At 54.2% G+C, this 14,867-nt stretch carries 14 protein-coding genes; all 14 read right to left on the reverse strand.

The window, feature by feature from the left end:
- Entirely contained in the window at positions 1-2,070 is a 2,070-nt protein-coding gene (locus NYE48_RS17055) for a hypothetical protein (RefSeq protein WP_251536380.1), read from the reverse strand.
- Entirely contained in the window at positions 2,060-3,931 is a 1,872-nt protein-coding gene (locus NYE48_RS17060) for an ATPase, T2SS/T4P/T4SS family (protein WP_251536379.1), read from the reverse strand. Before NYE48_RS17060 ends, NYE48_RS17055 begins: the two co-directional genes overlap by 11 nt.
- Complete coding sequence (locus tag NYE48_RS17065; RefSeq protein WP_062410476.1) at positions 3,928-4,773, reverse strand: ParA family protein; 846 nt, start codon at positions 4,771-4,773, stop codon at positions 3,928-3,930. The genes NYE48_RS17060 and NYE48_RS17065 overlap by 4 nt, the downstream gene beginning before the upstream one ends.
- A gap of 33 nt (positions 4,774-4,806) precedes the next feature.
- Positions 4,807-5,514: a hypothetical protein gene (locus NYE48_RS17070; RefSeq protein WP_062410475.1), complete on the reverse strand. Its 708-nt coding sequence runs from the start codon at positions 5,512-5,514 to the stop codon at positions 4,807-4,809.
- An 11-nt stretch (positions 5,515-5,525) separates the two neighbouring features.
- Positions 5,526-6,623 carry an SAF domain-containing protein gene (locus tag NYE48_RS17075; RefSeq protein WP_251536378.1) on the reverse strand — a complete coding sequence of 366 codons (1,098 nt, stop codon included), beginning with the start codon at positions 6,621-6,623 and terminating at the stop codon, positions 5,526-5,528.
- A gap of 45 nt (positions 6,624-6,668) precedes the next feature.
- On the reverse strand, positions 6,669-7,277 hold the full coding sequence (locus NYE48_RS17080) for a hypothetical protein (RefSeq protein ID WP_062410473.1): 609 nt from the start codon (positions 7,275-7,277) through the stop codon (positions 6,669-6,671).
- Complete coding sequence (locus NYE48_RS17085; RefSeq protein ID WP_062410472.1) at positions 7,265-7,477, reverse strand: hypothetical protein; 213 nt, start codon at positions 7,475-7,477, stop codon at positions 7,265-7,267. Before NYE48_RS17085 ends, NYE48_RS17080 begins: the two co-directional genes overlap by 13 nt.
- Positions 7,478-7,551: 74 nt before the next feature.
- Positions 7,552-8,496, reverse strand: a complete 945-nt coding sequence (locus NYE48_RS17090) for a ParB/RepB/Spo0J family partition protein (RefSeq protein ID WP_432806744.1) — start codon at positions 8,494-8,496, stop codon at positions 7,552-7,554.
- Positions 8,444-9,271 (reverse strand): ParA family protein, encoded by an 828-nt coding sequence (locus NYE48_RS17095; RefSeq protein ID WP_062410471.1) that lies wholly within the window; start codon positions 9,269-9,271, stop codon positions 8,444-8,446. The genes NYE48_RS17090 and NYE48_RS17095 overlap by 53 nt, the downstream gene beginning before the upstream one ends.
- A 974-nt stretch (positions 9,272-10,245) precedes the next feature.
- Positions 10,246-11,817, reverse strand: coding sequence for a 23S rRNA (uracil(1939)-C(5))-methyltransferase RlmD (rlmD, locus tag NYE48_RS17100; RefSeq protein ID WP_340999548.1), 1,572 nt, complete (start codon positions 11,815-11,817; stop codon positions 10,246-10,248).
- A gap of 84 nt (positions 11,818-11,901) precedes the next feature.
- On the reverse strand, positions 11,902-12,231 hold the full coding sequence (gene csaA / locus NYE48_RS17105; protein WP_212947414.1) for a chaperone CsaA: 330 nt from the start codon (positions 12,229-12,231) through the stop codon (positions 11,902-11,904).
- 253 nt (positions 12,232-12,484) lie between these two features.
- Positions 12,485-13,684, reverse strand: coding sequence for a hypothetical protein (locus tag NYE48_RS17110; RefSeq protein ID WP_340999549.1), 1,200 nt, complete (start codon positions 13,682-13,684; stop codon positions 12,485-12,487).
- A 65-nt stretch (positions 13,685-13,749) separates the two neighbouring features.
- Positions 13,750-14,217 carry a hypothetical protein gene (locus NYE48_RS17115; RefSeq protein WP_052146996.1) on the reverse strand — a complete coding sequence of 156 codons (468 nt, stop codon included), beginning with the start codon at positions 14,215-14,217 and terminating at the stop codon, positions 13,750-13,752.
- Positions 14,210-14,797 carry an RNA polymerase sigma factor gene (locus tag NYE48_RS17120; RefSeq protein WP_340999550.1) on the reverse strand — a complete coding sequence of 196 codons (588 nt, stop codon included), beginning with the start codon at positions 14,795-14,797 and terminating at the stop codon, positions 14,210-14,212. The genes NYE48_RS17115 and NYE48_RS17120 overlap by 8 nt, the downstream gene beginning before the upstream one ends.
- Positions 14,798-14,867 lie beyond the last annotated feature (70 nt).

The raw sequence follows: 14,867 nt of genomic DNA on the forward strand, positions 1-14,867 counted from the left end.
TTACTGAATGCGCTGAAGCTGTTCGTAGTAAACGGACATCTGATGCAAGCTGACGATGACGAGCGGAATGACCAGATAGCCGAAAATGAGGGCCATCATCGGCGCAAACCCGATCCATTTTCCCCAGCCTGCCTTTTGCTCAATCAATTGCTCGTACTCCTGTTTGCGCTGCTCCTGCGCGTAAGCCTGTTCCGACTCCAGGTCGTCGAACGCTTCCCGGATCGGCAAACTTTGCGCAGCCAGTTCCAGCTTTTCGACCGTGCGGACGAACGGCACAAACGGCGCATCCTCTTTCAGCTGCGCCAGCGCCTGATCCGCGCCCTGTTCGAAATGGAGCAAGCAGGTTTGCAGCGGTTCCTTGAACACGCGGGCAAACTGTTCCATCCAGATGAGCAGATGCTCGACCGACATCCGGTCCATATCTGCCAGCATGGCGATGACGGCATGCAGTTGATCCACTTCATGCTTCATCTCCATCTGCCGCATGCGCCGCTGGAACAACCGAACGCCGACCGGCATGGCGTAGCCGCCCCATCCCGCGAGAGCGGCGAGGAGCGCTTCCCACCACTTCACATAATGATTGTCCAGCTTCGTGAGCTTGACCATAATGCGCCGAGCCGCGGCGCGAAGCTGATCGTCCTGGCCCGTCATCGGCGATTCGCTGCGGAGCAGGGCCATCACCGTTTCTTCGGTGCGATGCTTCACCTCCTTTACGCGATCGATGATGCGGCGATCGAGCGCCGCCGCCTCGCGCGTCTTGGCTTCCTCCTCCGGCGACAGTTGGCCGAACAGGATGCCCGGCTTTACCGGCGCATACAGGATTTGATGCCGGCTTGCGGCATGAAGCGCCATAAACATCCCGAGCACAGCCAGAAAAGCCATGCCCGCCGCCACGATGCGCTGCACATAGAGCCATTCCAGCCGAAGCGGCGACGCGGTGTCTTTAAGCAGCTTGACCATACGGTCAGCTTCCCGGGAACCGGGGGCGGGACCGAAACGATGCACAAGCCAGCGCATCCATGGCCATTCGTAAACCCGTTTCTCCCATCTTTTCCGGCCGGTTGGTTTTGGACTCACGTCCAGTTCCTGAATGTTCCTCAGCAGAACGTAGGACAGCCATACGACCGCCATCAGGCCGATTTTCACGATCCAGCCGGTCGTGCTCGCATAAAAGGCGTCCATGGCCGGAAAGTAATGGCTGGCCCAAGCTTCGATCGGCCGGGTAAACAGCAGCGGCAACAGCGCGATGGCGGTCAGTCCTTGCAACAGGAAACTGAGGCGCTCGCGGCGCAGCAGTTCCAGATTCAGTTCGGTCGCAAGCTTCCCAAGCGCCTTCAAGTACACGGAACCGGTTGCGGTTCGTTTGTCGCCGTATTCCTTCACCAGATGCGACAGCCCGGCCAAGCCCTGCAAATAGCGGTTCGGCGCGCTCTCGATATACTGCGCCAGCCGCTGCTCGGCGTCGCTTGCCGTGAGCACTTCGTATATTTCGTGTCCGTGCAGCGCCATCTCATACGGCGCGCCGTCCGCCGCTTCATAAACGGCTTCTTCCACCATGCCGTGCCGATGATAATGATGACGCACATCCGAAAAAAAATGCCGGAGTTGCCGGAGCAGTCGCGTCTCCAGCCGATGGACCAGATTGTCCGAAAGGATTCCGTGGCCTACCCAGAAGCCGATGCCAATCATGCCGAGCGCGGCCGGGTCGCGCACGCCGAGCGCCAGCGGAACAGCCGCCGCGAGCAGCACGCCCCATATGAGGAGCGCCGTCTTCATCGTTTCCAGCCGCAGCTTCCATTCGTCGCCAAGCTGGAGAATGGTCATTCGTTTGCGAAGTTGAAGCAAATAACCGCGCAGGATCGGCACGCGTTCGCATAGGCGATACAACTGCTGCAACACGCTGTACATCGTTTGCTTCTTGCGGGCTTTGCCTGGTTTGCGCAGCGCTTCATACCGCCGAACGGCCTCCACGTCCGAACCGTGACGGGATACCCATTGAAACATCGCCACCATCGCGAGGAACAGCACCGTCGCCGCGCCGAGCAACAGGGACAGCCATTCAATTTTCATCGCTATCCCCCCAGTGAACCGCCAAAAACGCCTCGAACGCCGCCTGGTCCGGCCCGGCGAGGCATGCGGCGATTTCCTTGCGGCTTCGCTCGGACAACGGATGAACGGCGACATAGCTTCCGTCCCGGTATTCGATGACGTTCCGCGCGACATAAAGCGGGCGGTCCGTCGAGCGGCGGAAATATTCCAGCATCGTCTCCATGAACGCCGTCATTTTCTCCTCGGTCGTCGTTTTGTGGCGGAACGTCTCCGGGTAGCCCGCTTCCTGCTCCACCGGGACGCATTCGGTAATTCGTTCAATGTAGCGATGTCCGTCCGCGTCCCGCCTGAGGTGAATGTCGAAGTTGATGACGCTGACGACCTGCTGCTCGGCCACTTTTTCGTTCGTAAACACCCCTGTCTTCAGCAGCGAGTTGCGCAGCGAATAGACGAGATCGCGGAACGTTTTGGCATGATGCGTAAACAAGGTGAACAGCGAAGCGACCTGCGCCATCTGCACCATCCAGGCTGCAACCGGGTCGGTCGCCACTTCTCCCAAAATATTGACCGAGCCGTCCGTTTTTTTCTGGATGTCCAGACCGTCCTGCCCGGAGATCGTTTCCGTTTCCCGCAAGCTTAAAATGTTGCGTTCCCGGTATATTTTCCGAAGCTGAAGCTCAAAGCTCATTTCCTGCACCCGGATCGGCAAGATGGCCGGAATGTAGCGCACCATCGCCATCAAGAGCGTCGTTTTGCCGCTGCCCTGTGCGCCGGTGATGGCCGTGATGCGCTCGCCCATGACGAGATATCGGATCAGTCCAATGGGCAACTCTGCGTTGGCGTCCTGAATCAATTGTTCCAGCGCTGCGTTTTGCACATCGAATTTGCGCACAAAAAAAGCCCACGATTCGCTGAACCGGGGGCGCAGCACGACGACGCGGGAGCCATCGGCCATTTCGTTCACCTTAAAGCCGTTCGCTTCGGACAATTGGCCGGGAAAATTATGTTTGTACACGTTCTGGCACACGCGCCGGAGTTCTTGCTCCGAGCCGAAGGACAGAAAGCTTAAATGAATGGATTTCCCTTTATAAAACAGCCACACGCTGTCATGTGACCTTGGCACCTCGCGCAGCAGCGCTTCTTCCTCCAGGCTCCATTCGCCTTCCCACATCGAGGGCGGGATGCCGGAAACACCGCCCGATACGCCATCGATTTTCATGTCACGGATTTCGTCGATGACGCTAAACCCTTTGTACTGCTGGTAGATCCGCTGCACAACGATCTGGGTTTTGTCCTCGGTGGGAAGCTTGTGTACTTCCCGCTTGTAGATGTCGCAGATTTCGTCGGCGGTAATCCGGTACGACTCGGTCTCTTCGTCTTCCATACTCCGTTTGGGGCGATCCAATTCGTATTTTTGAATCAGTTCGTCCAGTGCTCTCAATCGATGTTGTTTCTTAAACAGATGGAGCAAAATGTCGAACTGATCTTGCGGCGATAATTTTTTCGGATCGTCAAACGGCAGGAGGCGATTCAGGTTATTATCGTCCAGATGGTAGCGCTGCTCGAGCAAATCAGCGATGACCTGCTTCACATACGCCTTGTCCCGCAAATCTCCGGACGTGCAGCCCCGCAGCGCCTTCTTCAGTTCTGCGCGCTTGTTTTTGCGACGGCGGTATTCTTCTTCCGACAAGCCGAAGTCGATCAGGCTGCTGCTCGTCATCTCGTGCAGCGCCTCTTTCACGAACGCGGTCATCGCTTCCAGCGTATAGACCGGTTTTTCGTCCGGCTGCTCCGGCAAGCGGCGGCTCAAACGCAAATAGAGCAAGACGCCGATCGCAATGAGGATGCCCGCCAGAAGCAAAGCGTTCAGCGCGAACATCATCGGTCATCGTCCTCCTTCCCGCCGAAAAGAGGCTTGTTTCGTCCGACGTTGTTGATGATCGCCTGCGCCAATGCCCGCACCTGTTGCATAAAGGGATAGTTTTCATGATCGCGCGGCACCTGCCGGTTGCGAAATAGAAAACGGACGGCTTCTCCTTGTTGGGTCGCATCCAGCCAGCCCGTATTATGGACAATCGGGTACGCGGGCTCCCGCCGATGGAACTGGCGCTTGATATTTTGAACGGTCAAAGCGGAGCGAGGATCATATTGTCCGAATACAAGCAAATGCTTCCGGTTGGACTGAAGCTGCGCCTCCACCAGCGAAAAAGCTTGCTCCAGTTTGAGCATGTTTTGCGGCAGACAGGCGACCAGCAAATCCGCCTGACACAGCAGCGCCTGTGTCCACACCGACAAATTGCCGCTTCCGCCGTCCAGCAACACCAGATCGTAAGCGCGTTTTGTCAGTTCCAAGAGCGGCACGAGCCAGTCCTGTGCCGACGAAACAAACGATACGTCCGGCTTGTTCGATCCCGGAAGGATGTCGAGGCGCTCGGCGAGCAGCGGCAGCGTGTAATCCCGAAGCAATTTCGGTTCGAGCTTGCGGTTTTGCAATAGCCTGAGCAGCGCGTCGATTCCTACATCGGATGAGACGTCCGCTTTGTTCATCCAGGTCCGCCTTGGATAAAAGCCGCGTTCAATGGCTGCATATTCGCTTTGCAAATGCCCAAGCAGCAAAAGACGCGAAGAATATTCAAGACCGAGCAGCGCGGCGGAGGCGATCAGGTTGCTTGTCGTACCGGCTTGTCCCGAAATCGGACTCCAAAACACCACGGTAAAACCCATTGCTTCATCTCCTTTCGTGCGACTTTACCGGATTCACGCGCGCTTTCGTGCACGCGCCCATGCCCGCCGGGCCGTTTTGGCATCGCAATCAAACAACTGTTGCAGCATGTCGAGCACGGTCCGGCGATAAGTTCCAGTCAGCTGCCTGATGTCGATGCGGCCATGATGCTGGTTGTCGAGCTCCACGGACATGTCCCGTTCGTCCAGCGGAAAGCGGAACACGGTATCCTCCCAGCGTACAGCCTGCTGCGGCAACAGCGAATCGAAATACGACTCAGGTATGGCGATCGGCAAGGTAGGGGTGATCAGTTTGTAAAACGAAAGCGGCTGACCCTCCGCTTCGTGAAGGCACAGCCGCTGCATCAGCTCCGCGTTTTTATGCATGCCGAGCCGACTATAATTGCTGCACCACACCCGCTTGTCATAGCCCGGCAACTCTCGTCCTTTCACAAATTCCGTGTGATCGGTGTCGAGCAGCATGACATCGTAGGCCGCTTCGCCTTCGGCTTGAAGCAGGGAGCGTTCCAATTGCGCTCGCGTGATGAGCCCGGTCGCCACATCGATGCCTTCAAATTCCCGCAGCGAATCGCCGAATTCTACTTGCGGCAAATAGCCTTGCATGGACTGGGCAAGGGTGGAATCCACGATCAGCACCTTTCGCTCCATCGCCGTGAGCAGCTTGCCCAGCACAAGGAGCAGGTGGCTTTTGTCCGGCGCGCCGAAAAACACGACTTTTTTCATGACGGCCTCCTTTACTGGTTAAAAATGTTCTCCAGTTTATCTGTGCCGGGCGACTCCCCTGAGGGTGAAGATGGCGCTGACTCCGCAGGCGCTTCCGGTCGATTCCCATTCGTCGTTGTCGAACCGGAAGGGGAGGGGAGCGGATGCGCGGCCGGCGGTTCGCGATCATTCGTAGCCGTTGTGCCCGACGGTTGCGGCACGGATGGCGTTTCCCGTAACGTGTTGCCCTGCTGCGTAACAATCCGCTCGTTTTGCAGTTGCTGCTGAACCGTCACGCTGCCGCTTGTCACGCGCAGTTTGTCCGACTCGCTCATGGCTTTCAGATTGTCATCCAGTGTCGTTCGCAGTTGGCGGGCAAGCTCGGTTGTCGCTTTTTCGAGCAGGTTCGGATCATGTTCCATCAAATCAAGCACTTTCGGATTTGCGGGATAATTGACCACAGCTGCTTCCTGCAATCCCGGCTCGATATACGGCAGGGCATACAGCCGTGCGCCTTGCAAGTAGGCATCGATAATCGCGCTTGACGTTTGCAAAATATCCTTCTCGTTCATTTCGAGCCAGATGACCGTTCCTGACAACTCCCGCGCTTTCTTCTTCGCTAACAGGACATAATCTTCTCCTGTCGGGAAGTTGATTCGCACGTCGATGTACTGTCCCTTTTGTAGATTGGAGGGAAGTTGAATGACATGAAATTCTTGCACCCGCAAATCCTTCGGGATCGGCGTGCTCTCGTACAGCATAGATGGCATCAGAGGTGTTCCGGGCTGCAATTCGATTTTGGCGCTTTTGCCGATGGCCGCTTCCCGTTCAGTAATCATCCCGGATGGCACCAGACTCGCGGGCATCGGGACGGACTGGAGATCCTCCGCCGTGACGGTGCCTCCGGCCGGAATGGTTCGTGCCACGGTCCAGACGTTCCTGCGCGATTGTTCCTCTATCGTTTTCAGTTCCTTGATCTGCCTTTCGTAGTGTTCCTTCATTTGCTGCTGATTCTGCTCTTGCTCCGATTGCTTTTTCAGAGAATATATGACCGCAGCCACAAGTAAACAAACGCTTATAGCGATCGCGGTGATAATTAGTGCCTTGCGGTGCCGATACGTCCACGACATCGCTCACGTCTCCTCTCAATCAATCTTAAACTGCTATCGAAACTTTTACCGGGCATCGTCACGGAGCTTCTGCTTTTGCTGGGTCGCAGCCTGATGCTGCTCCAGCTTTTCTTGCGCCCATGCGGGCATATGCTCCGGTGTTATTAAGCCGATAAAATCTTCCCGATTCCAGCGAGACTCTTCTCCGGTATACAGATTTAACACATAGACGGCCCGACCTCGGGAATAGGCAGAGGTGCCAAAACCGCTTAACGCCAGCACAAGCTGATTAACTGCGGTGCGATATTCGGGACGCAGCCGTTCCGGCCGGATGACGACAACCTGGTTGTCAATGCGCATGTCTTCGCGAATCGGCTGACATTCTGCCTGGGTAAGGGGAGTTAGGGGCACCATGACACTGGCCCTTTCTTCTTTGAGATCCTCCAACTCCCATTGCACACGGGAAATGAAGTCATTCATGGCCTCAAGATAATCTGCGCTGGCCGCAATCGCGTAAAAATGCTCGACACCCAAAGAATTGTTTCGGGTGCAGGTACAAACCATGTACGGACGTTCGGCATTGGTTTCGTCTATGCCAAGCAGCACTTCCACCTTCCCGATGGAGATGGCCTGAACGACTTCGTAGTTGTCCACCATTCGCTTCATTTCTTCCATCGTCCGTCCTCATTTCCTGGAAAGTTGCGGTCATTCTTCGTTCTCCGGCTTCGCTTTGATTGGCCGGCTTCACGAGATTTCTTGTTTCGCGTGTGCGGCTGCTCGGCCTCGTCCTCCAAAACTTCAAAGCGGTTGAAACCCGGCCTTTCTTGCATCAGGCGCTCATATTGACGACGCCTCCCTTTCGTGAAATACACCATGAATCGCCTCCCCAAAAATGGGCATAAAAAAGCTCTCCGTCCTAGGGGAGAGTGCCTGCCGAACAGGATACATGCTAACGTTCCTGTTCCCGTTGCCGTTTTTTATACCAGCTTTCCAACAGTTGTACGATCAGGTCTTCCTTTTGCTTTTCGGTAAAGTCCCTCGGGAAGAAACGGTCGATCCGATCGCGCCGAATGGTCATCTTTTCTTTCTGGTTCGGCTTCTCCTCCGTGAGAATTGAGAAGATGACATCCACGTTAAGCCGCCCGTCCTGGCTCAGTTTTTTCATGCGCTGCGCCTGCGCCAGCGAAGGCGTGCAGTCTTCGGACTGCATCGTTTCGTACAGGGCTTGCTGTTCTTCTTCGGACAAGTAAGAAAGTTCTACGGCCGGATTGAAGGCGATTCGTTTATCGTCCACCATTTCGAGAATGGAGGGGGTCAGTTCGGTAAGGCGGATATATCTGAATATTTGGTTCCTGCTCTCTCCAACTTGCTCCGCCAAAACTTCACTAGATTTTTTCCCGTCCAACTTGTTCCCAACTTGGGAACGAGTTAAATCTGTACGCTGTCCTTGCCGATTCATCGCCTCCAGCTTCATCTTATAGGCAAATGCTTTCTCGCTTGGCGAAATATTTTCCCGTTGCAAATTGCTGTCCACCATAATGATCGTCGCCTGATCGTCGTCCAGTTCGCGGACGATACAGGGCATCGTTTCTCTGCCTGCCAGTTCGCTTGCTTTTTTGCGCCGATGTCCGGCTACCATTTCATAGCCGCCGTCCGCCTTCGGACGAACCAGGCCGGGAACCAGTACGCCGTATTGCTTCACGCTGTCCGCCATTTCCAGCATCGCTTCATCCGCCTTCACCTTGAACGGATGACCGGGAAAATCGCTGATTTCCGACAATGGTATTTCCATCACCTTTTCCCGCTGTTGATCAGCGCGGCTCTCCTCCGTTGAGAATAAATCAGCGACTGTGGTCAGTTTGATGCTGGCGCGCATGTCGTCTTTCGCTGCCAATGCTCTGCACCTCCTTCGTGAAGGCAGCATAAGCCTCCGCAGCTTTCCCATCCGGATCATGGACGTAGATGCTTTTCCCCTTGGCGCTTGTTTCCGCCGCGCGAACGGATAAGGGGATTTCGGTGTTGAACACGCGCAGCTTGTCACCGTAGTCGCGCCGAAGAATAAAGGAAATGTCTTTGGCAAATTTCGTCCGACTGTCTACCATCGTGAGCAACACGCCATCCAAAACCAACTTCGGATTGATCTGCCTGCGCACACGGGCAATCGTCTGCAATAGTTGGGTCATACCTTTGGCGGGCAAATAATGCGCTTGTACAGGAATAATAACGCTATCTGCTGCCGCCAACGCGTTGATGGTCAACATGCCAAGACTCGGCATGCAATCGATCAGCACGTAGTCGTAGTCGGCTTTAACGGAGTCGATGTACGAGCGTAAAATCGTTTCTCTGCTCATCGTGTTGACGAGCGATACCTCAACAGCGGACAATTCAATATTGCCTGGCATCAGGTCAACGCCTTCATGGTGATGCAAAATACCTTCCCGCGCTTCATAGGATTCTTCCAGCATCGTCTTCGCCAGCAATGTCGCCAAAGATACCGACAAATTATCCGGTTCGTGGAAACCTAACGAATCCGTCAGGTTGCCTTGCGCGTCCGCATCGACCAGCAAAACCTTTTTCCCATCGGCTGCCAAACCAATCCCCAGGTTGACCGCCGTTGTGGTTTTGCCCACGCCGCCTTTCTGATTGGCGAGGGCGATCACCTTGGTCATCCTACACTTCTCCTTTCACGCAAAAAGCCGGTTGCGCTGAATATTTCAGGGCAACCGGCTTTTTGAATTGTATCTATATAAAAAGAGAACACCGCAAGAAGGGCGTTCTCTTGAATATTCAAGAATTACCTGTTATTTAAATTGACGCGTATTAACCTATAGCGATATGTTATTCTATTGATAAAAACGAATTGATGGAAGGGTGGGTGTACCGTGGTTACTTTTCCTATTATATCTATTTGTATTTTGTTAGTTTCAATTGTGCTTACGCGTTATAGCAAAAATATTAAACATGCTATTCCCCCAACAGTCGCGTTTGTTCTCAATGGAGTATTAATCTTATCCTTGATCGAATTTATTGCTTTATTTATGAATAATAATGATGTGATTACCCAAATACCTGCACCCTATTACTGGCTTCTATTGTTCGCCGGGTTCATAATTGAAATCTTTTCTTACCGCCAAAAATATATACCAGGTCATTTCATCGCTGCCGCATTACATTGCTTTGTGGGGTTTATCGCCACCTTTTCGATTGGCCTTCCTCTACTTATACTAGCGTTGATTGAAATAATCATTGCTGTTTACCAGTATCAAAGGAACTAAGATACCCGCGCCGCCTTTCTGATTGACGAGAGCGATCACCTTGGTCATCCTACACTTCTATTTTCACGCAAAAAGCCGGTTGCGCTGATATTTCAGGGCAACCGGCTTTTTGAATAGTATCTATTATAAAAAGAGAACACCACAATAAAGGGTGTTCTCTTGTATATTCATATGTTGCAGCTACTCCATTTTCGAAGCTGATCCGTGAACTTATTCCTATGAATTCAACATGTCTACACACCCGACGTCCAAATCCAGGTCCAAAACGACCGAAACCTCAATTTTGTCTTTAAGCACCTTATTTTTGAAGTCGCTGCCGTCTGCCGTGAAAGTCATAAAACGCGCAAAGTGTTGAAAATAAAGGATTTCTACGTATCGATTCGTTGCATTCCTATTACGCACTCCACATGGCTCGTCTGCGGGAACATGTCCACCGGCTGCGCCCACTCGATCTTGTAGCCGCCGCTGATAAGCACCTGGCAGTCTTTCGCCAATGTAGCCGGGTTGCAAGATACGTACACCATCCGCTTCGGTTTGGCTTTGACGATGGCATCCAGCAACGGACGCTCGCATCCGGTACGCGGCGGATCGACGACGACGACGTCGGGGCGGATGCCGCGGTTCACCCATTCGGGCAGCAGCTGTTCGGCGCGGCCTTCGTAGAAATGCGCGTTGTCCACGCCCGTCGATTTGGCATTGTCGCGCGCGTCCGCCACCGCCTCCGGTATCAGCTCGATCCCCCGGACTTCCCGCGCAAACGGCGCAAGCCAAAGGCCGATCGTGCCCGTCCCGCAATAGGCATCGACGACAAGCTCGAAACCGTTAAGGCCGGCCGCTTCCTGGACGGCATTGTACAGCTTCACCGTCTGTTCGGGATTCAGCTGAAAAAACGCGCGCGGAGACAACGCGAACCGCACGTCTCCAAGAGACTCCTCCAGCTGTTCTTCACCCCATAAAATGACGGTTTTGCTGCCGAACACAAGCGGCGATTTCCCTTTGTGGATATTATGCGCGATCGTCGTCACCATCGGCAGGCGCGCCCGGAGGTGCCCGACGAGCCTTCTGGAATCGGGCAGCCGGTCGGTCGCCGTAATCAGCGTGAGCTGGACCTTGCCGCTGGTCTGCCCGACGCGGGCCACGATCGTTCTGATTGCGCCTTCGCGCGTCCGTTCATTATAAACGGGGATATCCAGCTCCTCCAGCACTTCCTTGACCTGTTCGATGACCCGGTTCACCACCGGATGCTGAATCGGGCAGCCGCTGATGTCGATCAGGCGATGCGTTCCCATCGCATACAGGCCGGCAATGACATCCTTCCCTTCCCGCCCCACTTGAAGCTGGGCTTTGTTCCGGTATCCCCACGGGTTATCCATGCCGAGGATCGGGCGAATGAGAAGCGTCTCCAGCTTCGTATAACGCTGAAACGACTCCCTTATAATCTCTTCTTTCGCCTGCAGCTGGGCATCGTAGTTCATATGCTGAATCTGGCAGCCGCCGCACTTGTAATAAATCGGGCACGGCGGCTCTTTGCGCTGCGGCGATTTTTTTTCGATTTCGATGATTTCCCCTGTCAAATATCCCGGTTCGGTCCGGGTAACCTTGGCCTTCACGACCTCATCCGGCAGTGCGCCGTGCACGAAAACCGCCTTCTTCCGGTAGTAGCCGACACCTTCCCCGTTAATGCCGATCCGTTTGATCGTCACGACGATTTTTTCTCCTACCTTCACGGATTCAGCGGAAGGTTCGTTTTTAGGGGAGATCCCTTTTGTGCTTGGGGCCGCTCCATGCCATTTCTCCCCTGATTTTCCATGCTTGCCTGTTTCTTTCGGATGGGCAGCCTGTCGCTTGGATCGGCGGTCGCCCGCCGGGTTGAAATCGCGTTGTTCCGTTCCCCGGCCGCCTGCCGCTCCCTTTGCTTTGTTTTGTTTGTTCTCGGCCATCCTGTCAATCGCTCCGTTTCTGTCCTGAATTCATGTCTTTACTATACCATAGCGGAGCCTCTTCCCCTAATGCGTTCCAGCCGCTTAAGCAATCGGCGTTCCATTGGGCACAACCAAATCCGGCTTCAGCAGCACGACGTCCCCCTCCCCGGGAACGCCCCCAAGGACCAGCACTTCCGAATCGAAACCCGCAATCCTGCGGGGCGGAAAGTTGACGACGGCTACCACTTGTCTCCCCACCAATTGTCCGGGCGAATATCTTTGGGTAATTTGCGCCGACGAACGTTTGATTCCCAAGTCGCCAAAATCGATTTCGAGTTTCATGGCGGGTTTGCGGGCTTTCGCAAAGTTTTCCGCTTTTATGATCGTGCCGATCCGTAAATCCAGCTTCAAAAAATCTTCTATCGTTGCCATTTCCATCACGCTCACACTCCAAGTCATTGTTCGTTCATTTCCGGCGATCGCTCAATCCCTTCACATCTTAGCAGATCGTCCGAAAGATGCACAAACGTAATGTATGGTTTAAATAAAAAAATACAGAACAAAAGGGGAAGCCGCCGCTCCCCTTTGTAAACGTGATGTTGTAATTTTGTTTCCGCGATCATGCCCATCCTCCGGGCAGCCCCGTAGGCAAGCAGTCGAATGTAAGTTTCCGCAGCGTCCGCGTTTAGTGAAACCTCCTATTTTTGTTCGCACGGCTTTTATCCGAACCGGTCATCAGCTTGATGCCGCCCGCAATGAGCAGGATCGAGACGAGAGCAGGTTTCAAATAACGCATTTTATATTCGATAAACCACTCCGGGAACCACCGGTCAAGGAACGGGACCAAGATCGTGGATCCGACGTAATACAGTCCAAGCAGCACCAGCCCGATGCCCAGCCAGCGCTGGTGGTCGGAAATGCCTTCGATTATCGGACGGTCCACGAGCGGCTCGCGTCCATAACGGTTCGTTTGCTGAAGCCCGTCAAAAAACGAAAAGAACCAGACCAGCGGAATGAGAAAGAGAAACAGGGACAAATGCAGCACATCCAGCACATACACGCTGCCAAGGAAAATCACCATCAGCTGCAGCCCCCGTTTTTGCAGTCCGAGGTACATATGCCCCGCGCCCGGAAAAGCGGACAGTAGCGTCGCGATCACTTTGCTCCGTTTACCTTCCTCGCGGCCCGCCTCCATATCGTCGAACAGCGAACGGTCGCGAAGCGCTTCCCCCGCCTGTCTGCGGTGTATGAGCTGAACGGCGTCAAACATGCAGTAGAGCCAGATGATCGGCAGCACGCCGAGGAACAACAGGAAAATCGTATGGCTCGTAAGTCCGGTCAGGAAAAACATGATCGTGCCCAAGCCGAAAAAGGCGATCAAAAACGATAGTCCCCGCTGCATGAGTCCCATATGCAAATGGCCGAGTCCCGGCACGAAGGACAGCAAAATCGTATAAAAACGTTCGCTTTCCGGACTCTGGGACGATCCGGTACGGGGCGGATACGCATAGCCGCCTCCCGTTTCATCCTGCCCCGCGAACATGCCGGCAGGCGGCGCATGCGGATCGGCGTACGGCGGATGGCCGCCAGGGTAATATCCGTTAGGATCATAACCTTGAGGCGGGAACGCAGGCTGCCGCAGCAAAAACACGACCAAATCCAGCATGCAGACGAGCCACAGCGCTATCGCGCAAATCGCGGTCAAAACGATAAAAAAACCCGCTTCGTTGGCGACGGCCAGCATAAAACCGAACAAGATTCCCCCGAAAAACAGAAACGGATAAACGAATCCTCTTCCTTTTCTGCCCATATAATAATGCCCCAGCCCAGGGATGAAATTCAGGATAAAGGCTGTCATTTTATTGCGGTAAGGTTCCACATTCATCTGTCCTTTCAAAAAATGTTCGTCTCAGGATGCCCAAGGCATCCTAAACGGTACGGTCTTTATTTTTAACGGCCTTGAGGCTTTAGCCGGTCGATCCAGCCCGTCGTAACTTTAACCAGCTCTTCGCTGAAGGATGACTCGTTGGCATGTTTTTGGACATGTTCCGGACCGGGCGTCAGCTTATCGAACCACCCCGCCGAGAGGAAGATCAGCGTCAGGCAAGCTGCTATGGCATAATGGAACAAGCGATGTTCGTACCAGCGGCGCCTGTCGTCCCTTGCCTCCATGTTGACGACTTTGGCGTGAGGATTCCCGATCTGCGACATGACATTGTCCGCAAACCGCTCGGGCTGGGCCAAAACGGGGAGTTCGGAGCCTTCCCGCTCCAGCGCCTGCATGTACAGCTCCAGCGCCTGTTCATCTTCGAGCAGGAGCGTTTCCATATATTCCACCTGCTCCCGTACCGACTCGTCCCCGCGGATGTATGCGGCCCATGCCTCGACGGACGGCATCGCTTTCCGGTTGTCATTCATCCCATTCTTCCTCCTTCCAGTGCTTCCGAATCCAGCTTCGCGCCCGGTAAAGCCTCGATTCTACCGTTTTTACCGCAATGTTTTGCTCCCTGGCGATCTGGTCATAGCTTTTTTCCTCTATATAGAATTGAACCAAAATGTCCCTGTGCCGGGCTGGCAAACCGTCCATTTTTCTCTCCAGCAGCTTCTGCTTTTCTTTGCGGACCAGCTGCCTCAGCACATCCTCTTCCGCCGACGGCAAGTGCTCGATGAGCTCTCCATCGGCCATCTGCTCTTCCCTCCGCCTGCTTAGCTTGCGTTTGGCGTCGATCGCCTTGTTCACGCAAATACGGGTAATCCATGTTTTGAACCCTTGGGAACGGTAATCCGGGAGAGATTTATAGACCTGCAAAAAAACTTCCTGTGCCGCATCTTCCGCTTCTTTGGCGTTTTTGAGCACGGAATAGGCAGTTTGGAACACATGCTGCGAGTATTGCTCCACAAGCATCCGGAATGCAGCCTGGTCGCCGCGCCTGATTTGATCGATCAATCGTGCTTCGTCAATCTTTCTCTCCCCCTTCCCCGTAACAATAGACGACAACCGTTCCGCCAACCCTGCATCTTTTTCAAAAAATTTTTTAGCACGATAGATTTCCCCGTGCGATTGCAAA

The organism is Paenibacillus sp. FSL M7-1455, assembly GCF_038004655.1.
Taxonomy (GTDB): Bacteria; Bacillota; Bacilli; order Paenibacillales; family Paenibacillaceae; genus Paenibacillus_AQ; species Paenibacillus_AQ cookii.